This window comes from Vibrio tarriae (genome assembly GCF_002216685.1).
Taxonomy (GTDB): domain Bacteria; phylum Pseudomonadota; class Gammaproteobacteria; order Enterobacterales; family Vibrionaceae; genus Vibrio; species Vibrio tarriae.
Window position 1 is genome coordinate 1,121,247 of record NZ_CP022353.1, and the last position, 25,340, is coordinate 1,146,586.

At 47.7% G+C, this 25,340-nt stretch carries 22 protein-coding genes; 12 read left to right on the forward strand and 10 right to left on the reverse strand.

Annotation, left to right across the window (positions count from 1 at the left end; all coding sequences use genetic code 11):
• Nucleotides 1-71: 71 nt before the first annotated feature.
• On the reverse strand, nt 72-1,835 hold the full coding sequence (locus tag CEQ48_RS10830; RefSeq protein ID WP_089071243.1) for an SgrR family transcriptional regulator: 1,764 nt from the start codon (nt 1,833-1,835) through the stop codon (nt 72-74).
• A gap of 229 nt (nt 1,836-2,064) precedes the next feature.
• On the opposite strand from CEQ48_RS10830, the gene CEQ48_RS10835 reads away from it, so the two are divergent.
• Both CEQ48_RS10835 and CEQ48_RS10840 read left to right on the forward strand, forming a co-directional pair.
• A complete protein-coding gene (locus tag CEQ48_RS10835) occupies nt 2,065-2,229 on the forward strand; it encodes a hypothetical protein (protein ID WP_046126812.1) in 165 nt (54 codons plus the stop codon).
• A gap of 175 nt (nt 2,230-2,404) precedes the next feature.
• On the forward strand, nt 2,405-3,013 hold the full coding sequence (locus tag CEQ48_RS10840) for an HAD family hydrolase (RefSeq protein WP_113591963.1): 609 nt from the start codon (nt 2,405-2,407) through the stop codon (nt 3,011-3,013).
• A 116-nt stretch (nt 3,014-3,129) separates the two neighbouring features.
• Here CEQ48_RS10840 and CEQ48_RS10845 read toward each other — a convergent pair whose 3' ends face one another.
• From CEQ48_RS10845 to CEQ48_RS10855, 3 genes are all read right to left on the reverse strand, one after another.
• Entirely contained in the window at nt 3,130-4,320 is a 1,191-nt protein-coding gene (locus CEQ48_RS10845) for a DUF3103 domain-containing protein (RefSeq protein ID WP_089071244.1), read from the reverse strand.
• 254 nt (nt 4,321-4,574) lie between these two features.
• A complete protein-coding gene (locus CEQ48_RS10850; protein WP_089071245.1) occupies nt 4,575-6,281 on the reverse strand; it encodes a methyl-accepting chemotaxis protein in 1,707 nt (568 codons plus the stop codon).
• Nucleotides 6,282-6,383: 102 nt separating this feature from the next.
• Nucleotides 6,384-6,899 carry a GNAT family N-acetyltransferase gene (locus CEQ48_RS10855; protein WP_089071246.1) on the reverse strand — a complete coding sequence of 172 codons (516 nt, stop codon included), beginning with the start codon at nt 6,897-6,899 and terminating at the stop codon, nt 6,384-6,386.
• A gap of 159 nt (nt 6,900-7,058) precedes the next feature.
• Between CEQ48_RS10855 and CEQ48_RS10860 the strand changes: the two genes are divergently transcribed.
• Both CEQ48_RS10860 and CEQ48_RS10865 read left to right on the forward strand, forming a co-directional pair.
• A complete protein-coding gene (locus tag CEQ48_RS10860; RefSeq protein ID WP_089071247.1) occupies nt 7,059-7,412 on the forward strand; it encodes a YbbD-related protein in 354 nt (117 codons plus the stop codon).
• A 70-nt stretch (nt 7,413-7,482) separates the two neighbouring features.
• Nucleotides 7,483-7,884: a ribosome recycling factor family protein gene (locus CEQ48_RS10865; protein WP_089071248.1), complete on the forward strand. Its 402-nt coding sequence runs from the start codon at nt 7,483-7,485 to the stop codon at nt 7,882-7,884.
• 164 nt (nt 7,885-8,048) lie between these two features.
• Here the strand turns inward: CEQ48_RS10865 and rplY are convergent, their stop codons facing one another.
• From rplY to radD, 5 genes are all read right to left on the reverse strand, one after another.
• A complete protein-coding gene (rplY, locus tag CEQ48_RS10870; protein ID WP_000667185.1) occupies nt 8,049-8,327 on the reverse strand; it encodes a 50S ribosomal protein L25 in 279 nt (92 codons plus the stop codon).
• A 157-nt stretch (nt 8,328-8,484) separates the two neighbouring features.
• The gene (locus CEQ48_RS10875) at nt 8,485-9,858 is read right to left on the reverse strand and encodes an ATP-binding protein (protein WP_198301260.1); all 1,374 of its coding nucleotides are present in this window, start codon (nt 9,856-9,858) and stop codon (nt 8,485-8,487) included.
• Nucleotides 9,848-10,507 carry a response regulator transcription factor gene (locus tag CEQ48_RS10880; protein WP_000699609.1) on the reverse strand — a complete coding sequence of 220 codons (660 nt, stop codon included), beginning with the start codon at nt 10,505-10,507 and terminating at the stop codon, nt 9,848-9,850. The genes CEQ48_RS10875 and CEQ48_RS10880 overlap by 11 nt, the downstream gene beginning before the upstream one ends.
• An 11-nt stretch (nt 10,508-10,518) precedes the next feature.
• The gene (locus CEQ48_RS10885; RefSeq protein ID WP_001165432.1) at nt 10,519-10,920 is read right to left on the reverse strand and encodes a PepSY domain-containing protein; all 402 of its coding nucleotides are present in this window, start codon (nt 10,918-10,920) and stop codon (nt 10,519-10,521) included.
• Nucleotides 10,921-11,189: 269 nt separating this feature from the next.
• A complete protein-coding gene (gene radD, locus CEQ48_RS10890) occupies nt 11,190-12,974 on the reverse strand; it encodes a DNA repair helicase RadD (RefSeq protein WP_089071250.1) in 1,785 nt (594 codons plus the stop codon).
• Between the two features lie 133 nt (nt 12,975-13,107).
• Here radD and rsuA point away from each other — a divergent pair, with 133 nt between their 5' ends.
• From rsuA to CEQ48_RS10905, 3 genes are all read left to right on the forward strand, one after another.
• Nucleotides 13,108-13,803 (forward strand): 16S rRNA pseudouridine(516) synthase RsuA, encoded by a 696-nt coding sequence (rsuA, locus tag CEQ48_RS10895; protein ID WP_089071251.1) that lies wholly within the window; start codon nt 13,108-13,110, stop codon nt 13,801-13,803.
• Nucleotides 13,804-14,121: 318 nt separating this feature from the next.
• Nucleotides 14,122-15,327, forward strand: coding sequence for a Bcr/CflA family multidrug efflux MFS transporter (locus CEQ48_RS10900; RefSeq protein WP_000108083.1), 1,206 nt, complete (start codon nt 14,122-14,124; stop codon nt 15,325-15,327).
• Entirely contained in the window at nt 15,327-15,986 is a 660-nt protein-coding gene (locus CEQ48_RS10905) for a DUF2913 family protein (RefSeq protein ID WP_198301261.1), read from the forward strand. Before CEQ48_RS10900 ends, CEQ48_RS10905 begins: the two co-directional genes overlap by 1 nt.
• 87 nt (nt 15,987-16,073) lie before the next feature.
• Here the strand turns inward: CEQ48_RS10905 and CEQ48_RS10910 are convergent, their stop codons facing one another.
• A complete protein-coding gene (locus tag CEQ48_RS10910; RefSeq protein ID WP_089071253.1) occupies nt 16,074-17,510 on the reverse strand; it encodes a DUF2867 domain-containing protein in 1,437 nt (478 codons plus the stop codon).
• A gap of 127 nt (nt 17,511-17,637) precedes the next feature.
• Between CEQ48_RS10910 and CEQ48_RS10915 the strand changes: the two genes are divergently transcribed.
• The 5 genes from CEQ48_RS10915 (at nt 17,638) to nhaA (ending at nt 24,794) form a co-directional block, all read left to right on the forward strand.
• Nucleotides 17,638-19,014 carry an MATE family efflux transporter gene (locus CEQ48_RS10915; protein WP_089071254.1) on the forward strand — a complete coding sequence of 459 codons (1,377 nt, stop codon included), beginning with the start codon at nt 17,638-17,640 and terminating at the stop codon, nt 19,012-19,014.
• Between the two features lie 125 nt (nt 19,015-19,139).
• The gene (locus tag CEQ48_RS10920) at nt 19,140-19,811 is read left to right on the forward strand and encodes an ABC transporter ATP-binding protein (RefSeq protein ID WP_000939696.1); all 672 of its coding nucleotides are present in this window, start codon (nt 19,140-19,142) and stop codon (nt 19,809-19,811) included.
• Nucleotides 19,792-22,248: an ABC transporter permease gene (locus tag CEQ48_RS10925; protein WP_181722605.1), complete on the forward strand. Its 2,457-nt coding sequence runs from the start codon at nt 19,792-19,794 to the stop codon at nt 22,246-22,248. Before CEQ48_RS10920 ends, CEQ48_RS10925 begins: the two co-directional genes overlap by 20 nt.
• Entirely contained in the window at nt 22,249-23,367 is a 1,119-nt protein-coding gene (locus CEQ48_RS10930; protein WP_089071256.1) for a lipocalin-like domain-containing protein, read from the forward strand. It abuts the gene before it with no gap.
• Nucleotides 23,368-23,645: 278 nt separating this feature from the next.
• On the forward strand, nt 23,646-24,794 hold the full coding sequence (gene nhaA / locus CEQ48_RS10935; protein WP_089071257.1) for a Na+/H+ antiporter NhaA: 1,149 nt from the start codon (nt 23,646-23,648) through the stop codon (nt 24,792-24,794).
• The last annotated feature ends 546 nt before the right edge of the window (nt 24,795-25,340 follow it).

Genomic DNA, 25,340 nt, shown 5'->3' on the forward strand with positions numbered 1-25,340 from the left:
TCCAAGTCGCGAGAGATATAGAACCTTTTAGGAGCCTTTTTCTTTCTTAATTATTTATTTTGGTGATGTGTTTAATCTGCTGACCACACATTACGAATATCCGGCCAACCCCAGTTGGTGAGCTCAACATCGTGTAATACACCGTGGAAACGCAAGGTTTGTCTATGGTGGAAAAGAGGCGCAAGCCAAGATTCACTGACCAAAAGTGAAGCAATCGGCTCCAGTTGATCGAGATATTGAGGTAATTGCGTTTGCTCGCGCACCGCATTTAATTGCTGCATCAGCCATATCACCTCATCGGGGCTGGCGCACGCATGCAGAATCGGGTTGCTGAATAACATAGCAAAAGCGGAAGCGTGGCGGTTGTCATCCAAATTAATGTTGGTCAGTACCAAGGTTTCATCCAGCTCGCCCTTGAGCGCACGTTGATTCAATTCCCGATAAGTGTAAGTGTGAATACTTAATGTAATGCCTTGAGCTGCAAGCAATCTGGCAATCGCTTGGGCACAAGTCTGTAATGCGGTGTAGTTGTACAAGGCCAAGGTCAACTGCGTGGGAAGCGCAACTTTCGGAGCTGGAGATTTCAACACAGCGCGCCAGCTTGGCAGCAAGTTGTGCGCGGGTTCGACGCCAAACATTACTCCGTGACAGCGAATATCTTGCTCAATCGTGTTTGGATTGAGTAGCTCGCTGAGTCGGTGTGCTTGAGCTTGATCCAACGGTTGCTTGGCTCTCTGGTTAAACAGCACCATTAAACACCCATCTTCGACGCGGCTTTGCTGTTGGGCGGCAGAGGTTAAATGAGGCGAGTCTGATAGTGAGACTTGATGATGGCTGGTCGTATTGGCTTCCGGCTGATTAGTTTCAATGAGTGGGCGACTTAAACGCTCCTCATCGACTTGCCAAATGGTCACACGATCGGTCAAGGCTCGACAGCCGTAGAATTGACTGAATGCTTTGAGCTTGAGTTTATTGCGGGTGTGTTCCTGAACTTCAAAAGGGCCACAACCGATCACCGGAACAATTTGCCCTTCATGAAATTGGCTGTAATTCAATTGACTGACCGGTTGAATGGCGTATTTCACGCCAGAAATCATCCCTGCAAATCCCGGATCTGGGCGCTCTAAGTTGAATACCACTTGAAAAGGGGTTGGCGCTTTAATATCGCTAATATGTGCCAGCTCTGCACGGTGTGTTTCTAGGCTAGAGAGTTTGGCAAACAGGCTGACAATGGTATTGGCATCCAGCGGCGCACCATTATGAAAGGTTAATTCGGGTCGCAGATAAAACGTCCATTGCCAAGTGTGCGGATCATAATGCCAATGATGCGCCAGTTCGGGGTGTACATGGCCATTAGCATTAGAGCTGACCAAACAACTGTAGATCTGACGGATCAAAAAACGCTCGCTACTTCGCTGAGGAAGATGGGGCAGCAGTGGTTCAAATGGACGCTTATAAGTGAGCTGAATATGCAGCCGTCCTTCTTGTACCGTAGCACCAGACGTTTTCTTTAACAGTTTGGCAAAAGCGACCTCATCGTTATCTAAAATCGCTAATGCTCGTTCGTATTTACCGATCTGTACTCGTTTGGCCGCCAGTTGCTCCTTGAGTGGCTCAAGTTCTCTGTGCAGTAATAATGAAGAGCGGTGATGTCGTCCTGCCTTCGGTGTCCAAGTTAACCAACCCAATTGATTCAAACGCACCAGCAAATTTCTTGCGTGACGAGGACTCGTAAACAGTCGCTCCGCCAGTTCAGGCAAAGTGGTTTTAATATCGTGACCCACACCCAAGGGAGTCAGCCTAGCGTAATAGCGCAATAAATTGAGATCAGACATGGTTACCTCAACGCTTAGCTCATCTGCGGCTATTGTAGTGAAAAAAGGTGGAGTTAATGGTGAAAACCTACGGGTTGTTTGTTCCTCATTTCTCGACCTCTCGGTGCGAAATCCCCAATTTTCTGCGTAAAACGGTGTAATGCGGAGCAAAGTGATTTAAATCGCTCACTTTTTTGTTTCCTTAATCAGGATGACAATAAAAGCATCAACACAACAAGGAGTGCAGAGTATGTTCAGATCACCCGTTAACGAACAGACGATGGCCGCCTACTATCAACAACGGCTGCAGCAAACTCATAGTGTGATTGAGCGAATGGCACTGGTTGCGTTATTTGAGTTGCTCTTTACTCAAACGCCCCCTGAGCCAGAACCGCCCAAATCACCAACCCAATAACAAGATAAAACCCGCAGCACTCGCACTATTGCTCCTGACGCTTCCCCCAAGCTGATACGCGAGTGCTGCTTCTTTCCTACTTGAAGCTTGCTGGGTGACTTTGTGAGCACATAGCCAATAATACACCGCTGATTTCGCTAAACTCTTGCCCTAACCGAATGAAGAGGAGTGGGTGATGGCGATTCGTAATGTGGTATTTGATGTTGGCAATGTGATTGTAAAATGGGCACCACAAGACATTGCCCAACTGACGTTTGGTGAGGGAGAAGAGAGTGCCGTCATGGCAACGGCTGTATTTAAAAGTGAGTTTTGGCGCGATTTGAATAAAGGAAAGTACACCGAGACTGAAGTGAAACGGGCGCTTCATCAGGAATTGGGGCTTTCCTTTGATACTTTAGAACAACTCTTCTTCCATATTAAAAATACCCAAGTCTTGTTGTCTGGGACTCAGCAATTAATGGATGATCTCCTCAAAGCGGGTTATCGTCTCTACGCGTTGACCGATAATGTGAACGAGATTGTCACTTACTTAAAAAAACAATATGACTTTTGGCCCAAATTTACTGGCGCAGTAGTGTCGAGTGAGTGTGGTTTGCTTAAACCTGATCCGGCGATTTACCAGCATCTGGCAGACTCCCAGCGCATTCTCCCGCAAGAAAGTGTCTTTATGGATGATATGCCAGCCAATGTCGAGGGGGCGCGCCAACAAGGATTTCATGCCATTCAATTTGTTGATGCGCACCAAGCAAGAGTACAGCTAGCGCAAATGGGGCTGCACTTTTAAAGGTCAGCGCTTTGGCTAAATAGATGAATACTTGATGTGGTAACGTCAAGTCGTTTTGTTATCGCAATGAATAGGGCAGGTGAAAAGCCTGCCCTATGTGTTTGTTTGTCTGGTGGCTATTTCGTCGGATAAATCGTCAAAGGCTCAAACGTTGCCGTTGCATTGCTGCTGGCTCCCGGATGATCGGTGTATTGTGTGTCTTGCATTAGGGTATAAAACACATCAACGAAGTCATCATCATTCACAAGGACGCCATCGGGAATAGCCTCGATAATTTTTCCCGTGATCTGCGCAATAATCGCGTAGCCTTGTACTTCAGGATTAGGGATAAGCTTGAGCACCTCTTCCGCCACTTTCACCAGTTGTTTCGCTAGTTCTTTATAATCCGTGCCATCATCTTGCTCCATGAGGATCATATCCACAGCACCCCAGCGATAGCGAACCCAGTGAATGACAACCTGATTCGGGAAATAATCTTGCTTATCGTAATCCAGATAAGGCATATCAATCAGATCAATGGTTGGTTTATCGCGGCTTGGATCAACTCCAGTGACTAGCGCATAAATTTCGGCACGGCCTGAAATCCAAGGTTCTTTGTCATCTTGCAGACGAATTTTCTTTAAAACAGTGGTGGAAATGGGCGCTGTATCGGCGGATGCAGAGCGACTCAAAGAACGTGTCGATGCTTCAATTGAGCTACTCTCTTGCGTAGACAATTGTGGGCTTTGCCCTAAGCGCTGCATTTCCGCACGCATGGCTTGCAGACCCGCTTTGAGTTCGACGGCGCTGTCGTTATCAACCACAAAGATGGGGACATCTGGCAATTGGTAGACATCGAGTTGGTGGATTTGGCCATACACATCATAAGCTTCAATGTATTGCCAGCTATCATCGTTACCACTCGGCTCAAAAGCAAACAGCGGACTCTGTCCTTCTTGCCATTCTTTGAGCATCGAAGCATCGGCCAAACGCAGTTGCAGAAGTTGCTCTGTAAACTGGTCAATACCTTTTAAGGTGCGCACATTCTTATCTGCAGAGCGCAACTGTTGGCTCATCTCAGTATTTGGCGCGGATTCCACCAGTTCGGAGACTGAAATGCTCAAGTTATCTGCACTGATTTGTGTTTTGAGTGTTTGCGCGTAAGCGGCATAGTTTTGGCTGAAGGATTCCGCCAATTGACGCTTTTGTGCAACGACGGCATCCGCCTTCGCTTGCGCTGTTAGTCCGGTGTTGCTTTGTGTTTCTTCTGATTGGCAGCCAACCAGTGCAACAGTCAGAAGCACTGCTATGGAGAGTGGTTTATGCATAGGTGAAACCTTTTCTTGTTGTAGTTAAATAGAGTAATAACTCTATTTAACTAAGCTACCACGCTTTACGCGTGATACAGAGAGAAACTATTCAGCAGGTTTATCTTTGTGGCTCAAGATCAAAATCTGCAGCAGTACGATGAATAGCAGTACAAAATGCTGCTGAGGCGGCTGAAAGGATTGCTGGAATGGTTAAAGCTGGGAGAAAGGGCGGGTTATCTTCCGCCACAATCAGTTAGTTTGGTTAGTGTAAGTTAAGCATTGTAACGTGCGATTTCTTGTTGCATTTCTTCAGCGAGCCTTGCCAGTTCCAGTGTGGCTTCGGAGCTCTGTTGGGCTCCTAACGCAGTTTGGTTGGAGATATCACTGATGGTGATAATGTTCTTATTGATTTCCTCTGTCACTGCACTTTGTTCTTCTGACGCAGTGGCAATTTGTGTGTTCATGGTTGAGATACGATCTACGTTAGCCGTAATTTGTGACAGGGCTGTACCGGCTAAACGCGCTTTTTCGACCGCTTTTGATGCCCCATCTACCCCTTGTTCGATTAGGTGAGCAGAATCTCGACTACTTTGCTGCAAACGTTGAACGGTTTGAAGAATTTGTTTCGTCGATTCTTGGGTGCGGCTTGCCAAGGTTCGTACTTCATCGGCAACCACTGCGAAGCCTCGTCCTTGTTCCCCCGCGCGCGCCGCTTCAATAGCAGCATTGAGCGCCAATAAATTGGTCTGTTCAGAAATGCCTTGAATAACATCAACTACACTGCCGATATCTTCTGAATCTTTGGCAAGCAGTTGCATTGCTGCGAGCATTTTTTGTAAATCAGAGGAAAGATTTTCAATCATCGCGATATTCTCATCAACCACTTTACGCCCTTGCTTTGCGGCTTGTTCTGCTTCTTCAGATGCTTCAGCAGCAAGGCCAGCACTTTGCGCGACTTCGTGAACAGTGGCGGTAAATTCATGAATGGCAGTAGCAATTTGCTGGGTTTGTGATTGTTGCTCCACGATGTTCTGCTTAGTTTGCATTGCAACAGCTGCATTTTCTTCGGCGGCCGTCGCTAATGCAGAAATCGAGTGCCGATTACTACTGATCACTTCTTGAAAGCTGCCCACGATACGGTTGACGTATTCTGCAATATCAGAGAATTCATCGTCTCCGGCTACGGGGATCCGCTGAGTGAGGTCACCATTGGCAATATTGGTTGCTGAACTCGCCAACTGGTGAACGGCATTGTTCACTCGCTTTGCAATCAATAGCGCTAGGGTTGTGGTGACGACTAAAGCGAGGGTACCTAGCAAACTGACACTCCAAATGAATTGCTGAATATCGGACTGTGAAATGGAAAAGTTGTCTTTGCCTTCTTGGATCTGGATGTCAAGAAATTCTTCTGCAGCTTTTTTAATATCACCATAAAGAGGATTGATCTTTTGCAGCAGAATCAGGTTGGCCTCGTCGTATTTTCCTTCTTTAAGTAGGGCGAGTGCTGGTTGAAAACCATTGTCGGTGACTTGGTCAAGTTTCTCTTTCAATGAATAAATGACGGCTTTTTCTTTGTCATCCAAGGCCGTGGCGAGAATCTGCTTATCGATAATTTCATGTAAATCAGAGATGGAGGTTTGGATCGCCTCGATGTGGATTTGGATCGGGTGATCATGCATGAGTACATATTTAGAAGTAGGCTCATGTTGAAAAGCCAAAAGTAGTTGGCTACGTGCATTGCCTAACTCATCCAGTATGCGACCTGCCCGAATCGTATGCTGCATGCCTTTGGTATAGAGCGACTCAATAGAGTCGGACGCATCTTGCATGCCCGTTAGTCCCTTAAAACCTAGAAAAAGAATTGAAACGACAATCAGCACTACAATCAGTTTTAAGCGAAGACCAACGCTATGCAATGAGTTTGTAGTGCCTGTTGCTATCGTGCGATGAGCACGATTCTGTAGATTGGATACCATCATCCACCCCCGACAAAAAATGAGAAAGTTATTGAAGTTGCACTCATTTCAGTATGGTTCAAGCGACATCACTGGCATCAATTTCACGGCGTTATGATAGGTAGATCATGATTTTTTATGTCGATATTGATACAGGTTATTTTCATCGCCATACAGCTCACAAGAACCAACCAAGGTAAAGCCGATTTTCTTCAATAAAGCATTGGATGCTTGGTTGTTAGGCAGGGTTATCGCGAGGAGTTGCTGGAAATAAAAGTGTTGGAAAGCGTGGTGTAATACAGCTATTGCCGCTTCTTCGGCATAGCCTTTTCGCCAATGTTCAGGCAAAAAAGCATAGCCGATATCGGGTTGCTGCAGTTCTGGCCTTTTTATGACACCACACATGCCAATAGGTGTACCGCAGGCCTTGAGCTCAACCATATTGAGACCAAATCCGTTGGCATGATAACTGGCGATGGGACCATTCGTGAGATAGTTCAAGGCTTCTTCAGTGGTGTGCACATTCTTGTCCGCGATATAGCGGATAAAAGACTCTTCATTGAGCAAACGGATAATAAATGGCGTATCGCGGTGCTCAAAATGCCGAATGACTAGACGGCGAGTTTCAGTGACTAAGGTCATAAACTTCCTTGTTGAGGCATTGAATGATCGGTATAGGGGACGAATCTGTGGCTTCTTGCTGTTTACTGACAATATCGGACATTGCACAGCCCCCAATTGTTGTAAAATCCGCGCTCAATCGGTTTTATATTTCTTATCATAACAACCCATGAGGTTTGAATGAAAAAGTTACTTCTTGCTTTCGTTTTGGTGTTGATGGGCTGTTCAGATATGGTCGAAAATTACTACGCCGACTATCAGCAGGCTCAGGCGGATCATCTGTTTGAACGCGGCTGGCTGCCGCCAATTCTTCCCGCCTCAACCACGCAAATTCAGGTTGCGAATAATCTGGATAGTAACTATTCACAAGGATCTTTTGTGATTGCTGAAGCAGATTTAGCGCAATTTATTGAACAACTGGAAGCGTGTGAGTTCTCGGGGTTGTATCGTTTTCAAGCGGAAAAAAGCGTTTGGTCATTTACGCTTGATACACAAGGTAAAGTGAGGTATCAACTCACGTCTCGTGCTGAATAAGTCATTGAACATTATTGGATGAATCGGCGCACTATAGGTGATTATGCCTTGTTTTTGATGGGAGCGAAGTGTGGAAATCAGCGATCAATGGGTAACTGTTATGTTACCTTCTTTGATTCATCGGATTGGTAGTGACACCATTAAGCGTTTAAAACCTCAGGCCCAATCTTTGGGTTGTGAGTTAAAACGTATTCGCCGCTCACGCAATTGGCAGTTGGTGGGAGAGGCTATCTCTGTACAACACTTTGTTACCCAAATTAAGCCGACTGAGTATCAAGATGCCGAATATCTGATCAGAAAACTCGAAATGGCGATGAAGCAACACAGCGATAAATTGGAACCCTTAGAGGTAAAATTACAGCGCTTAATTACCCAAAACCCTTCTATCACACTCGCTGAACTAATGGTGGCGACACAGTGCAGTTTAGTGCAGGCACGATCGGCACGATTTGCGCAAGATAATTGGGATTAAGAAAACAATATTGATAGGCGAGGTTGTATTGTTCCTAAAACGGTGAAACCCCGACAGTTGGTAGCTATCGGGGTTTCGAATTTTTAGATTTCTCGGTTGGTAATGCCGATGATCTTATTTATGCAAAAGGCTGGATTTAATCCGAGTAATTCCTTGGTAGGGAATTAGATACGGATGAAGTCCATGTGCTCAACTTTTGGCTTGTACGCGTGGCGTTGAACGTCTTGAGGCTTCACTTTCACTTCTTGGCCGTCGATAACCAGAACGATAGCTTCGTAAAACTCAGGCTTGTCCATTTGGTTCATCACGTCATCGTGGTTCAGTGAGATAGAAACTGGAGCTGCTTCACCACCGTAAACGATCGCTGGGAAGTAACCAGTGTTACGTAGGCGGCGGCTCGCACCTTTACCTAGGTCAGTACGTAATACTGCTTCGAATTTCATAGTATTTACTCTCAAATTAGTAAAAAACAGAGTGACAGGGCAATGCGACCTTGCCCGTGTCGTAGAGTTTCCAAACCTATAGGAGGGTCAGAAACGAGCGCGGATACTAGCATTCATTGCTCTCTCGGGCAACTGAAAATCCGTTTTTGCACCGCATTTAATGGGATTTGACGGCTTTGGCAGTGCGAGTGGGTTGTTTTAAGGTCAGTGTGGCTTTTAAGCCGCCTAACTGACTCTCTCCCAAAGCCAATGCTCCACGATAACTGTGCGCCATTTCACTCACAATATTAAGTCCAAGCCCAGTGCCGGGCGTGGTTTCATCCAAGCGCACTCCGCGTTTGAGGGCTTTTTCGCGGTTCGTTGCGCTGATGCCTGCGCCATCGTCTTCCACGCAAATCTGTACCCAATCGTCACTCAGTATTTGGCTGTGTACACGAATTAAGCTGTTGGCCCATTTGTAGCTGTTTTCCAGAAGGTTACCGATCATTTCATCTAGGTCAGTCGGTTCAACGGCCACTTCTAAGTCCGAATCCAGCTCATTCACCAAGGTGATTCCACGTTCAGCGTAAACCTTATCAAATGCTTGTGAAATAGCATCGACTCGCGCACTGGGTGCGGTTTTGACCGAAAGAATATTGGCGGAACCCGCCATACGAGCACGCCCTAGATGGTAGTCAATTTGCTGCTGGATCTGCTCAACAGAAGGCTGTAACTGGCTTCTGAGCTGGGCATCATTCAACTGAGCGACTTCGTTTTTGAGCACAGAAAGTGGTGTTTTTAATGCGTGGGATAAGTTCCCCGCATGGTGTCTGGCTCGCTCAAGCAGCTCTTGGTAATGAAAGAGGAGAGCGTTGAGATCATTGACTAGCGGTGAAATCTCTTGTGGATAATCGCCATTCAACGCAGTTTTCTGGCCATCTCGCAAGGCTGAGAGTTCGCGCTGCATTTTCGAAAGTGGGCGGAGTGACCACGTCACTTGTACGCCGGTTAAAACGAGTATTCCGCTGAACAATAGAGCCAGAATCATCCACAACTCTTTGCTCACACGCTGTAGCGTGGCTTTTAGGGAGGCATCATCTAAGCCTATCGTGATTGTGATGGGTTGTGAAAATTCGGGCAGATAAACAGTACGCTTTAATACAATTAACGATTCCTCTTTCGCGCCAAGATAAATAGTACCGTGAACATGGGTTTCTTCGGTCAAAAAGCGATCCCACAACGAGCGTGAGCGAAGCGTTTGATCGCCTAAAGTGGCTGACCAGTAAAGGCCACTATAAGGCTGGGTAAAACGGGGATCGGCAAGTCGAGTGGTGAGGGTTAATTGTCCTTGTGGATTGGCTTCCAAGTTAGCGGTGATCTCATCCATCGACAGTTGCAACTGGTTTTGCACATCTTCCAGCAGATATTGATGGATGAGATTGGGGATCAAATAACCGGCGGCCAAGATCATCGCGCCCAGCCATAGTGCCGCAGCAAGGAGCAAGCGGGTTTTTAGGCTGAGATGACGTAACGCCCGAGATTTAATTGGCATGCAGCTGATACCCAAGACCGCGCACGGTTTTGATCACATCCGGCGCAATTTTCTTACGAATGCGCCCGATGAACACCTCAATGGTGTTGGAATCGCGGTCAAAATCTTGCTTATAGATATGTTCGACAAGCTCAGTGCGTGAAATCACTTTCTCAGGGTTATGCATGAAATAGGCGATCACTTTATATTCGAGGGCGGTGAGGCTAACCGCTTGCCCTTGCCACATTACTTTGGAAGTGCGCGTATCTAAACTCAGGTCACCGACTTGCATCACCGGGGAGGCATTGCCGGATGCACGGCGCAGTTGGGCGCGAATACGAGCAATCAACTCAACCATTTCAAAGGGTTTGGTGAGGTAATCGTCCGCTCCTGCATTCAAACCTTCGACCCGTTGAGTGAGGGTATCGCGTGCACTCAAAATCACCACAGGAGTGTTGATGTTCTCGTCTCGAATGCCTTTAAGTACGGTCAAACCATCCAATTTCGGTAGACCGAGATCGAGTACGATGACGTCCCACTCTTCCGCGGTGGCACGGTATAAGGCATCGATGCCATCTTGTGCCAGTTCGGGAACCCAACCTGTTTGCTCTAACGCCGAGAGGATCTGCTGGCCTAACTGAACATCATCTTCAACAACTAATATTTTCATGGTCTGCTCGATTATTTTTTGATAGCACGAATCACATTACGTCCGCGAATGGACATCAGCTCCAACGTAGCGGCGTTGTATTCGACACGAAAGACTTGATTGTCATACACCAATTTCAGCTCATAAATCCACTCATCGTCATCTTCGTCAAGCTCGACTTTGATCAAACGCCCATTCAACTGCTGATCGACCGTGGCATAGAGTTCTGCAAAAGGGCGAATCAACCCTTTTTGGACGGCGCGATAAACGTCATCTTGGTCTTCATCAATTTCAATTTGCGTCCCTTCACGATACGAGCCTTGTTCCCAGTCTCGCACCTTGTTATCAGCGTGAGTGGGCAGTGCAAACCCTAGCAACAACAATAGGAGTAGGAGGCTGGCTTGCGGTCTCTGCTGCATACGAAAAATCTGCATAGTCAATACCTGAATGTTGAATCTGTTGCCGAGTATAACGAGATAAAAATGAACAGAAAGTGAATTGCGAAACCCCATCGCTATGGTTTAGATGATGAACGTCTGCTTTGGGTTTGCCTAGTCTCGGCTTTCCCACTCTCTGTCTAATTTTGGTTTGTCTATACCAAAACTACTTGGAGTTGCAGGTAGGCGGCAAGAGAGTGAACCCCCATGAGCATAGATAAACTATGTGATTGGGGTGAGCGAACGTAGCCAACACCGCTGCAGCTTCAAGTAGGAAGGGTATAAGCTCGGTTTGATAAGTGAACTTCGGTTGGGGAGACGAACTCATCGGCAAATACTTTGTCTCGAATGGTCCAAAAGCGGCCCGATTTTCGCGCAATCACAAACAGGGGGGGCCGAAAACGGTGCTGATGATCCACGACTTTGGCGGGCGTTGCTGCCTCAAAAGGCCGATGTTTGTCAGCCAGATGTGGACGTACAAATTGGTCGTGAAATTGCTGCTTTTGGCGTGGCGTGCCTAGTGACCAAAATTGGTGTACTTGCACCGCATCTTGCCCGTGGTAAGTCACTTGAAGCTGGCTTTTCCCTTTGGCATCTTTATGAACTTTTAGGCTCATGTCGGAACATTCAAACACCAGCGCATCTTTAAGATTGAGTGCCTCTTTGAGTTTCTTATCGGGGTCCACTAACGTGGCGTTACACTCATGGCAGATGCGTGCGGCGATGTCGTTATCCGCACCACATTCATTGCAGTATTTCGCACGAAAACGGTAGCCACAATGCTCGCGCTCACCCGTCTCATCATCGGTGAAATAGCCTTGGCAGCGGCGGCCATAGTGCTCAATCAGAAAGCCGTTCGCATCCAGCTTGCCCCAAAAGTTATTGTTAAAACCGCAAGCGGGGCAGGGAATGGTGATGATTTCGCTGTCTGAATCGGGTTTCGGATCGCCCACTTCAGGTTGATACAGATCGTACTGATTACCCGCATAGTCGAGCACCAAACAGTCGGATTTGCCCGCCGCAAGGCGTAGCCCGCGGCCGACAATTTGTTGATAGAGACTGACCGATTCTGTTGGCCTTAAAATCGCAATCAAATCGACATGTGGCGCATCAAATCCGGTGGTGAGTACGGAAACATTGACCAAAAACTTAATCTGTTGCTGTTTGAACGCTTGGATGATGCGATCACGCTCTGGCGTCGGGGTATCACCAATCACTAAAGCAGCGTGTTCGTTAGGCAGTAAACGGTAGATCTCTTCGGCGTGACGCACGGTCGCTGCAAAAATCATCACCCCTTGTCGCGCTTTAGCAAGCTCAATGATCTGGGCAACAATTTGCGGAGTGGCGCGCTGTGATTGCTCAATCACCAAGTCGAGTTCTGATTCACGATAGCGCCCGGTATTGGCCGGTTTCAACTGCGAAAAGTCATAGCTCATGACGGGGGTATCAATCAATTGAGCGGGGGTGAGAAAACCTTCATCCAATAAATAGTGAACGGGTAGCTCAAAAATACAGTCGCGGAAAAAACGCGGCTCTTCACTGCGCACTAAACCACGGGTGTGATACTGGTAAATCCATCCCATCCCGAGCCGATAGGGGGTTGCGGTCAGTCCGAGCACTTTCATGCCCGGATTGAGTTCCAGCAAATGGGTGATCACTTTTTGATAACTGCTGTTTTTGTCATCGGGGACGCGGTGGCACTCATCAATTACCAATAAAGAGAACTGGTTTTGGAACTCAGATAAGTTGCGCACCACCGATTGCACTGAGGCAAACACCACTTGTTGATCGGTTTCTTTGCGCCCCAAGCCTGCGGAAAAAATTGCGCCGGTTAAGCCATAGCCTTCATATTTGGCGTGGTTTTGCTCAACCAACTCTTTGACATGGGCCAACACCAATACGCGGCCACGGGCAAGGCGCGCAAGCTCTGCGATCACTAAGCTTTTTCCTGCGCCGGTCGGAAGCACAATCACAGCGGGGGTAGAGTGCTGGCGAAAATAGTGCACGACGGCTTTCACTGAGTCGGCTTGATAAGGTCGTAACGTATACATCCGCTGGGAGTTACCGAGGTTATCTGGGCAATTGACGGCTTTTGCATCGTTTGATGTCGGCCGCAAGCAATTGCGCTGGGTAATTATTGTGTGAGGTCTGTATAATAGCCGACTTCCAGCAGATGAGGTAAGCATGCGTTTAGACAAATTCCTGTGTGATGCGCTCGGTACAACGCGCAAAGAGGCCACTCAACTTCTCAAAAGTGGTGAAGTGACCGTCGATGATGTGGTGCAAAAAAGTGGTGCGTTCAAACTCAAAGAGGCGTCACGTGTTGAGTGGCAAGGCCGTGAAATTACGTTGCATGGTCCGCGTTACATCATGATGCACAAACCAGATGGCGTGGTCTGTTCACATGAAGATGGTTTTAACCAAACGGCGTTTACCTTGCTTGATGAAGTTAATATTCAAGATCTGCACTTTGCAGGCCGCTTGGATGTCGATACCACAGGTTTACTGCTGATCACTGATGATGGGCAATGGTCGCACCGAGTCACGTCACCAAAACATAAGTGCGAGAAGACCTACCGCGTGTGGTTGGCGGACCCCATTCAAACTGATTACGCAGAGCAATTTAACCGAGGTATTGAATTGCGTGGTGAACGTGAGCTGACTTTGCCCGCGCAACTGGAGGTGATCAGTGAAACGGAAGTGCTATTGACCATCCATGAAGGAAAGTATCACCAAGTGAAGCGTATGTTTGCCGCTTTAGGTAACAAAGTCATAGGGTTACATCGTGAACGTATTGGTCAGATTACCTTAGATGAAACCCTTGAACCGGGGGAATACCGCTATTTGACGGAAGAAGAAGTGACCTCAATCTGGAAATAAACCAAGATTTAGGAAATAGATTGTTTCTGAATTAGCACTAGTTAATCGCGGCGATTATTAAGATCATATACCCAAACAACTTGGAGTTGCAGGTAGGCGGCAAGTGAGTCCCCCTAAGCATAGAAAGACTATGTGATTGGGGTGAAAGCACGTAACCAACATCGCTGCAGCTTAAGTAGGAAGGGTATAGACCGATAGGGCTTAGCGCTGAATCTAAGCGTTAAGTCCTCCCACGTTTTATTGCCTCATCAAGCAATCTCTAATTCGCATACACTTATGGGTGTACGCGAAAAACTCAATTTAACTCTACGGAGAAGTATGTCTACCTCAACCGTGAATACCCAACAAACACCGCAAATGAGTTTGTTGCTTTATATTGTGCTCGGTGCACTCGGTGCGTTGACACCGCTGGCGATCGATATGTATTTGCCGGCCATGCCGACCATTGCCCGTGATTTCGGCGTTAACGCTGGTGCGGTGCAAATTACTCTAACTGCCTATACGGCAGGCTTTGCCATTGGGCAATTGCTGCATGGTCCGCTGGCCGATAGCTTTGGTCGCCGTCCGGTGATGCTGTGCGGTATCTTCCTCTTTGGTATTGCCGCTATGGTGAGCGCGACGACCAATGGTATTGAAGCCTTAACCTACATTCGTGCCGCGCAAGGTTTTGCGGGTGCGGCGGCGGCCGTGGTCATTCAAGCGGTGGTACGCGATATGTTTGACCGCGAAGATTTTGCGCGGGCAATGTCGTTTGTCACTTTAGTGGTGACCTTGGCTCCCTTGGTAGCCCCCATGATCGGTGGACATTTGGCGATTTGGTTTGGCTGGCGTTCTATCTTCTGGGTGCTGGCGTTGTTTGCGGCACTCGTTATCGCGATGGTGATGTGGAAAATTCCAGAAACGCTGAGCCCTGAAAATCGTCAGCCGCTGCGTTTTCGTAGCACCATGCGCAACTATTTTGATTTGTGCAAAAACCCTGTAGCTATGGGGCTGATTTTCTCTGGCGCATTTTCGTTTGCGGGTATGTTCGCGTTTTTGACAGCCGGTGCCTTTGTGTACATCGATATTTATGGTGTTAGCCCAGACGGTTTCGGATACCTGTTTGGCCTTAATATTGTTGCGATGATTGCGCTGACTACGATCAATGGCCGTTTTGTCAAAAAAATCGGCTCACACAACATGCTACGCTTCGCACTCTTTTTACAGTTGATGGCGGGGATTGGTCTGTTTGTTAGCTGGGTTCTGGATTGGGGATTATGGGGAACCGTACCATTCGTGGTGTTGTTTGTCGGTACAATCTCAACCATTGGCAGTAACTCGATGGGGTTGTTGCTGAGTAAATACCCGCGTATGGCGGGAACCGCTTCATCATTAGCGGGCACATTGCGTTTTGGTACGGGCTCAATCATTGGCGCTGTCGTGGCAGCGTTGCCGGGTACTGAAACATGGCCAATGATATTTGTGATGGCGGCTTGTTCTGTGTTATCAGGTGCCTTTTACTGGACGTTAGGAAGAAAAGCGTAATGGCGAATTACCATTTAGAAATTCAAAATGTGGTCAATACTGCACTGGCAGAATTAGAGGCCGAACATAAAGCGGGCAAGCTTGCCAATGCGCCAGTGGCTAACAACCATTTTTTAGTGCATTGGGTGACGAAAGCACTAAAAGCACAACGGTTTCACCGCTGCGTGGGTGATGATTTAACTCAGTGGCAGAAAGCGGGGCGCTCAAAAGGGACAGAATCACAACTGTTACCGACCTTTCAACGCATCTCCGCGTATTACGCGCATTTTTTTGCAGAGCAAGAGCACACACCGATAACCGATAAACAAATCGAAGCGTTTTTGGATGAGATGGAGCAAGCAGGTTGGGAAGTTTCCACCTCTGAGCCGTTAGTCAATGCAGGAAAAGTGCAGATTTTTACTGACGGCCAGAATTCATTGGCTCTTTGCTCTGTGCAGTGTGAAGCTTGTTTTGATGGTGAACGGTTAGTGAAACCAATGAACTGGTTTGTGCGCGGTTACCACGCTGGCTTTATTGAGAAAGCCTTTGCGGCGGGATTTATGGTACACAAGCAAACCGATTACAAATCGAATGTGAAATACCATGGTGAGTACCTGATTTTCCCCGCCAACCAAGGTACTCAGTTGGCGGAAATTCCGATTTCTTTTCGTGCTAACTAACTTTTCGTGCTAGCTAAAGAGCTCAGTTAGATCAGTTTGAAAAACGGCGCTCAAAAGCCTGACTGCAGGAAAACCTCATCCCGTCGCTTAATCTCGGCGGGATTTTTTTATGATGGCTTTTACCATGCCACGAAAGATAAACAGATGGGCTGGCATCATGGCATACCAGTACATCAAGCCGAGAAAACCTTGTGGATGCCACCACGCCGTTACATTCAGGCGTCGCTTATCGCCCAAATCATCGATGGTAAATTCCAAACGTCCTAGCCCCGGGCCTTTCATACCAAACAGTAAGGACAAAAACTGCTGCGGTTGGCAGCGGATCACCTTCCAAGAGTCGATATAATCTCCCACTGCGAGCTCAGCACCAGCGGGATAGCGACGAATCGGCTTACCACCACCAAACAGCACATCCAACCATTCACGAGTACGCCACAGAATATTGGCAAAAAAATACCCTTGATCGCGGCGGCCTATAGTGCGGATGACTTTCCACAGCACATGGCTGCTTAACTCGGTTTCGATGCTGGCCCCCGCTTGCTTGGGGTAATAACCAAAACCCGGTTGCCAACGGACAATGGCGTGAGGGTCAAATCCCCATACTTGGCTACGCACAAAGGTTCCTTCACTGCTGATCGCCGCTTTGACCGCTTCTCGATAGGCGATCAATGGCTGTGGATAGCGTGCTTCAATCGCTTGGGTGTCGGCAATAAAATCATGTGTTAACCCTTCCAGCAGCGAGCGTCCAATCGAGCTTGGCACCGAAGTCACCATACCGAGCCAGCGTGAAGCCATACTTGGAGTGAGAAAGCGCGTCGACCATAAGCGATAGGGTTTCCCGGTCAATTCGCACAGAATCTGAAACTGTTCGCGATAGCTGAGGACATCAGGCCCGCCAAGCTCAAACGTCTGATGCATCTTTGGCTGCTCTTCGGCAAATTTCAGTAAATAGGTGTTGAGATTAGCCAGAGCAATCGGATTGGCTTGGGAGTCAACCCATTTAGGCGTAATGAGTACTGGCAAGTTGTAGACAAAATCGCGCATGATTTCGAATGCAGCCGAGCCAGGGCCGATGATAACCCCCGCTCTCAGTTCCGTGATCGGGACACGTGACTGGCGCAGTATCTGCCCAGTAGCGTAACGCGCTTGTAAATGAGGGGAGCGACCAGACTCCGGTTGTAGCGAGCTTAAATAGATCACATGTTGTACTTGGCTATGCGCAAGATCGAGCGCGTCTTTTACGTTTTGCGCCAATGAAAGCTCGTAATCGACAAAATCCCCGCCATGCGCCATGCCATGAACCAAGAAAAAGACCAAATCATAATTGGGGATGGTGGCGAGCGTTTTCTGACGATTCGCTAAATCCAGCGTGAGCCGAGTTAAGTTGGGATGAGTGGGCAAGCGCGCATGCAATGTCTCGATATGACGAGAGGCGGCCGTGGTATGGTATCCCGCATTCAGTAGCAGTGGCAGCAACTGCGCCCCTACATAACCTGATGCACCTAACACTAATACCTTTTTCATCCGACGGTCCTTTTTAATCGTTTGTTGTGCTTATGCGTGCGTGAGTATAATAACGGCTGTTTTTTCTGCCTACTATGTCCTTAACCTTAACAGGTAATAGGGAGTCCTCACACTTTGGAGTGATACTGTGTCTGTTGTCTCTCAAGTTTTATCCCACATGAGAGGGGATTTCTTCCGCCGCTTGATCGCGATTGCTCTGCCGATCACGCTACAAAATATCATGTTCTCCAGCCGCGGTTTGGTCGATGTGCTAATGCTCGGGCAACTGGGAGAGGCCGAAATTGCCGCTGTGGGTGTCGCGGCACGAGCGACCTTTGTGACTACTATTATGCTGGTGGGCGTGACCACAGGCGGCGCACTGCTCACGGCGCAATATTGGGGGGCGGGCGATCGCAAAGGTGTGCGTGAAAGTACGGCACTGACTTGGTTAGTCTCGAACTTCTTTGCCTTTTTCACGGTATTGCTGTTCCTGTTTTTCCCACAGCAAATCATGTCGTTAACGACCGATTCGGAGCAAGTTAATGCGCTGGGTAGTCAATATCTGATCATCACCTCGTTCACTATGTTTGCGGTGGCCTGTGTTAGCAGTATGGCAGTAGGACTTCGCGCGATGCATAAGCCCGGGGTAAGCACGTTTTTCAGCGGTATTGGCATTGTGTCTAACGTAGTACTGAACTGGATCTTAATTTTCGGTAAATTTGGATTCCCAGCGATGGGTATCCAAGGGGCGGCGATTGCCACCGTGTTGAGTGGTGCGATTGAAATTGCTTGTTTGTACAGTTACTTGTATGGCAAAAAACATTTAATGGCCTTTGGTCTACAGGACATCAAAGCGGTCATCGATTTGCCGAAAATCAGCCGTTTTCTACGTTTGTCATTACCCACCACGTTTAACTTCCTGATCTGGGCTGCTGGTTTATTTACCTACCACGCTATCATGGGGCAGACGGGGGTTCAGGGGCTAGCTGCGCTATCCGTCATGACTCCGGTTGAATCGATTTCCCTGAGTTTACTGATTGGCATGTCTACTGCGGCGGCAGTCTTGGTGGGCAATCAACTTGGCGCGAAAAACTATGAAGCGGTGTACTACCAAGCGATAGGTGTAACCGCATGCAGTGTGCTGGTCGGTATTGTTGTCGCGATTGGTCTGTATCTGGTGCAAATTCCGGTGCTTGGTGCGTTTACGGCGTTAACCCCTGAAACGCGCGAGTTATCAGAAAAATTTATGCTGATCTTGTGCTTAGGTATCGTGCTGCGTTCATTCCCGATGACCGCGATCGTTGGCGTGTTGCGCGCGGGTGGCGATGTTAAATTCTGTCTCGGCCAAGACATCGTCGCGCAGTGGTGTATTGGTATCCCGTTAGCCGCCTTTGCTGCGCTAGTGTTAAAGGTCGAACCGGAGTGGATTTACCTGCTGTTTTTGACTGAAGAAGTGGTGAAGTGGTTTGGCTCACTACACCGCATGAAAAGCAAGAAGTGGATGCAGAATTTGATTGAAAATTAGACACTCATCGTTCGATTGGTGCAAATTAATGCATATAGTGTGATCTGCTAGCCAAAATACTTTCTCCGCTTAGGGTTTTGGTGTAGATTCTGTGTCCGGTTTCATTTTCGGCAATGAGTGGTTCGATGTTACAGCTAATAGACCTATGCAAAGGCTATGTAGATGGTGATGAATTTCATCCCGTTTTGCAGGGAGCTGAGTTGACGTTGAACCAAGGCGATCAGTTGGCGCTCATGGGCGAGAGTGGCTCTGGTAAAAGTACTCTGCTGAACTTGATCGCTGGTCTGGATAGTGCTGACTCGGGGGAAATCTGGTTTCCCGGATTTCCCATGCATCACACTTCTGAGCACCATCGCACGGCATTTCGTCGTGACAATATTGGCCAAATTTTCCAGCAATATAACTTGCTACCCACACTCAATATTGCCGATAACATTCGTTTCTGTCGTCAACTGAAAGGTTTACCTGAAGATGCCGGTTTGTGGCGACAAATTCTGTCGGCTCTCGATCTCATGCCTTTGCTGGGTCGCTACCCAGAAGAGGTCTCTGGTGGTCAACAACAAAGAGCGGCGATTGCGCGCGCTTTGTATATGGAACCGAAAATTTTACTTGCTGATGAGCCGACCGGCAGTTTAGATGAACGCAATGCCGAAGCGGTAATGCGCTTGCTCACGACTCTGACTCGTCAGCTCAATTGTGCCTTGCTTTTGGTGACGCACAGTGAAAAAGTTGCGCAGCACATGGATGGCTGTATTCGTCTGCAAGGAGGACAGCTGCATGTTATGGCCCGTAGTTAAGGCGCTATTGGGTCATTATCGTCGCTATCCATTACAGATTTGTCTGGTCTGGCTTGGCCTGACTCTCGGTGTCTCTCTATTGGTGGGCGTTACAGCCATTAACCATCATGCCAGACAAAGTTATGAGCATGGTGAGAAGCTATTTTCTAATCCTTTACCCTATCGTATCCGCTCCAAGCATATTGCTAATAAAATTCCGCAAGGCTTATATATTCAGTTACGTCGTGACGGTTTTCAGCAGTGTGTTCCTTTCGATGATTACCGTTTTAGTACTACATCAGGTTTAGATCTGATTTTACAAGGGGTTGATCCCGTCGCTTTACTCTCTCTCGACAACGGCAAACCCTTAGCTCAACAAAAAAGTGGTTTGCAACTGATGAACCCACCATATCCTGTCATGGTGAGCCAAGAGTTAGCCAAACTGCAAGATTGGCAAGAAGGGGACTACATTGCGCTGACGGATGGTTCTCAGCTTGGCCCGATTGTGATTGATAGACATAACCAAGTGACTGGAATGCGAGTGGTGGCCGATTTATCCTTGGTCCGTATGCTCAAAAAAGGCTCTGGATTGACGGTGATCGCGTGTGCGGATATGCCACCGGCCAAGCTCGATAAACTGAAAAAAAGCTTGCCCAATGGCTTAACGCTCACCCGCAGTACACGTTCAGAGTTGGAGTCTTTAACGCAAGCTTTCCATCTCAACTTAACCGCGATGGGCATGTTGGCCTTTTTAGTCGGTATCTTTATTTTCTATCAAGCGATGTCACTGTCCATGGTGCAGCGTCAGCCTTTGGTGGGCACGCTAAGGCAAATTGGTGTTAATGGTTGGCAACTGGCCAAAGCATTGCTGATTGAACTTTTGCTATTGGTATTGGTGAGTTGGGTATGCGGTAACGTCTTGGGTTTACTGCTTGCCAATCAATTAATTCCATCTGTCGCGAGCAGTTTGGGTTATCTGTATAACGCCAATGTGGACTTAGCGATTGGTTGGGATTGGTCATGGAGCAGTTACAGTCTTTTGATGGCACTATTGGCGGCCTTTGCTTCTTGTACATGGCCTTTGGTGCGTTTGTTGCGTTCTCAACCCATTCGTTTATCGGCACGCCTGTCACTGGTTCGCTTTGCGGGGAAAGAGTTTAAGCTACAAGCGCTATTGGCCTGTGCTTTGTGTGTGGCGGCGGTCGCGATTTATCAAGCCCCGAAAAGTCAGCAATCAGGGTTTGCGATTATTGGCTTAATGCTGCTGAGTGTTGCGCTGTTTACTCCCTACATTATCTGGACGTTATTCACCAGCTTTTCTTACACGCTGCGCTGGGTCAAAGTACGTTGGTTTTTTGCCGATGCCGCTGCGAGTATGAGTTATCGTGGTGTCGCCACGATGGCATTTATGGTCGCTTTAGCAGCCAATATTGGTGTTGAAACCATGGTCGGCAGTTTCCGAGACACCACAGATCGCTGGCTGAGCCAGCGCCTTGCGGCCGATATCTACCTTTATCCGAGTAACAGTGTCGCTTCTCGTATGAGCCAATGGCTTGGCCAGCAACCTGAAGTTGACGCGGTTTGGTGGCGTTGGGAAAAAGATTTCGCATCGCAACACGGGCCAGTACAAATCGTCAGTACGGGCGCTTCGGATGGTGAGCTAGACTCACTCACCGTCAAACTGGGCGTGCCTAATTATTGGTACCATTTGCATCATGCGCGGGGGGTAATGATCAGTGAATCGATGGCGTTGAAGCTCGGGATTCGTCCCGGTGACCTGATCGACTTACCGGAGCCGATGGGCTCGGGGTGGGCGGTTTTTGGGGTCTATTACGATTACGGTAATCCTTATCATCAAGTGATGATGTCCCATCAAAACTGGATGAAAGCCTTTGCCGGCACTGGCAACGTGGCCTTGGCGGTTGTGCTCAAAGAAGGGCTCACCGGAGAAAGCGTCAAAAAGCGCCTTGATACCATTTTTAGGCTGGATGCGGATCGTATCTTTGATAACACCAATATTCATAGCCATGCGATGCGGGTTTTTGATCGCACGTTTTCGATTGCTGGAACGCTGGGCAATATCACCTTATTTATCGCCGTCTGTGGCATTTTCTTCTCAACTCTAGCGGGAGAAACATCGCGTTTACGCCATATCTCTTTGTTGCGTTGCCTTGGTGTGTCAGGTAAAGAGCTAGTGCTGATCGGCGGTATGCAGTTATTTGTTTTCGGCGCTATCTCTTTATTGATTGCACTGCCCTTGGGATTAACTTTGGCCAAATTAGTGATTGATGTGGTGATCAAGCATTCGTTTGGATGGACTATGCAGTTGCAAATGGTGCCGGGAGAGTATGTGTACACAGTGGTGTGGTCTATGATGGCTTTAATTTTGGCGGGCGCTTTGCCAATTATTCGTTTGGCAAGAAAATCACCGATGAAATCACTGCGAGAGGCTTTGTAAATGCGCCGCTTTCGTTTGCGCTTGAAACCTTGGGTATGGCTCTGCCTCGGCGCTCTGTTTTTTGTGGTGGGCTTTATTGGCTATGAGCAGGATGAGTATCACAGCATGTTACTGCACTCGGCTGATCCTGAACACTCGACGGTACAGGCAGTGTTTGAACCCGTTTTACCCAATCATCCCGTTCGTTTACCGGCTGATTTTGCCTCTCGCCCTGAATTTGAACAAGAGTGGTGGAAGCTATACGCGTTGCTGGAGGATGAACAAGGCAATCCGTTCAGTGTGCAATGGAATTTTTTGCGTTTGGCGCAAGATGAGCGTGATACGTTAGGATGGCAGACGCCTCAGCTTTATTTTTCTTCTATCGTGATTAATGGCAAGAAAGTGAGCCTACGCGATCAAAAAATAGCTCGTGGCGGCATTGGTCAAGCCGGAATGGGCGATCAGCCTTTTCGGATGTGGATTGATAACTGGACTTGGCGTTCATTGGGCATGGGACCTTTACCCGGTAATTTGCACCTCAGCACTGATCACTTCGCCCTAAATCTGCAACTGCGTGCGCTTGGTCCTTATGTGTTATCGGGGGATCGCGGTTATCAGGTCAAACAAGAACTGCTTTCTCTTGCGAGTTACCAGTTTCAACTGCCCTATATCGCAGTTCATGGCGATTTGGTGGTAAGTCCTGAGCTACCCGCATTGAGAGTACGCGGACGCGCTTGGTTGAGTAAAGAGTGGGGCAGTGAGCTAGTCGCTAACGATCTGGCGGGCACGGATAGTTTCGTCATCCCACTCAATGATAAGCAGTGGTTGACGGTGAATCGCTTTCGCCACCGTGGAGTGCCAGATTCTGTGTACGGCATGCTGCATAACCTCAACGGTAAGAGTGTCGCGTTGTTGAATCGGGATATTCAACTCGAAGCGCTTTCCTCCTCTTCATTGAGTAATGGAAAGCGAGTCCCTCTACGTTGGCGGTTAGCGATTCCTAAGTATCAAGTGAATGTATCTATTGAGCCATTGGATCGAGACGCTTGGCAGACATTCTTAATTCCGTATTGGGAAGGGCGCATTAAAGTGCTTGGTAGCCATAATCAGACGGGTTTTATGCAGTTATCAGGCTATTAATTTCCTGTGATGATTATTTAGGGTTTGACAAAAAGGCGCGTTAAGCGCTTTTTTGGTTATGAGAACAAGATAAAACAATCAGTTACTATTTTTGAACTTGGTATGAAACTGAGACTGTCTATACTCAATTTAGGTTAAATTTACAGTTAAATCGCTTACAGATCGGAAAAACCGAAGTTATGCCTCATTACAATCGATTTTTCCATTGAACCAAGCCTAGCTACACTCTGGGGCATTCTGTTGTTAATCAATTATTAACATAATTTAAGGACAAACCTATGTCTGACATGATTCGAGATTTTTTCAAAATGGAATCTGCCGGGGGCATTCTTCTGGTGATTGCCGCGGCAATCGCTATGGTCATTGCTAATTCAGCAATGGGTGAAGGCTACCAAGCCTTTTTGCATACCTATGTCTTTGGTATGTCGGTATCGCACTGGATTAATGACGGCCTAATGGCGGTATTTTTCTTGTTGATTGGCTTAGAAGTCAAACGTGAACTGCTAGAAGGGGCACTGAAATCTCGTGAAACGGCAATCTTCCCGGCGATAGCTGCGGTAGGTGGTATGCTCGCTCCAGCACTGATCTACGTAGCGTTCAATTTTAACGATCCGGCTGCCATTCAAGGTTGGGCGATTCCTGCGGCCACCGATATTGCGTTTGCGCTCGGGATCATGGCGCTACTGGGTAAGCGTGTGCCTGTGAGTTTGAAAGTATTTCTGCTGGCGCTGGCGATCATTGATGACCTTGGCGTAGTAGTGATCATCGCTCTGTTTTACAGCAGTGATTTATCAACCATTGCACTCACCATCGGCTTTATCATGACGGGTGTGCTGTTTATGCTCAATGCCAAGCACGTCACTAAATTGAGTATTTATTTGGTGGCAGGCCTCATTCTATGGATCGCCGTATTAAAATCGGGTGTCCACGCCACATTGGCAGGGGTTGTGATCGGTTTTGCTATCCCGCTGAAAGGTAATAAAGGTGAGCATTCTCCGTTGAAACACCTTGAGCATGCGCTGCATCCCTATGTTGCCTTTGCGATTTTACCTGTGTTTGCTTTTGCCAATGCTGGTATCTCACTGCAAGGCGTATCGTTAGCGGGGCTAACCTCTATGCTACCACTGGGAGTGGCATTGGGTCTGTTCCTTGGCAAGCCACTGGGCATTTTTAGCTTCAGTTGGGCTGCCGTCAAACTCGGAGTGGCAAAACTGCCAGAAGGGATCAACTTCAAGCATATTTTTGCAGTATCGGTACTGTGTGGCATCGGTTTTACTATGTCGATCTTCATTTCATCACTGGCCTTTGGCCAAGCTAATGAAGCTTATGATACTTATGCGCGCTTAGGTATTTTAATGGGGTCAACCACCGCCGCAGTACTTGGTTACTCTCTGCTGCGACTCTCTTTGCCGTTGAAAAAAGCGTAATCATTTCATCAGGCTTTGAACGATTCTAGCCTCCGCAATGCGGGGGCTTTTTTGTAGGTTCACACTATGACAGTGTGCCTAATTTGCAGCTCAATTGTGAATATAGAGTGAAGGTAAGATACAGAAATCCTTATAACCATTCATATCAATAAGGCTATGCAACCGATGCGAATAATTATTAAAAACGATTGCGCTTGACTTTCTTTTTATGATAAGGTTCGCGCCAATCTCGGACTGAGCTTCTGGGGGACACGCGTGGTGACCATTCAGGCTGATTGTGACACCACGTAGGGTAGGTATCGACAAGTCCTTTTGTCGATAGACGGGATACTCTTGCTGCGGGGCAGCATGTGAATGGGAAACCCAACATTGAACTCACTTAACTTATACACATTAATCAGCTTTGTACTTCCTTTATGCCCTGTTCAACAGGACAGTAGCATTACTGAACCTTGATTCTCTGATTTAGCAATTCGTCATCTTATCGATGGCCTACATTCCGATTTGCCTATGCGCAAACGCGGAGCATTTTGCTATTCGCCATTT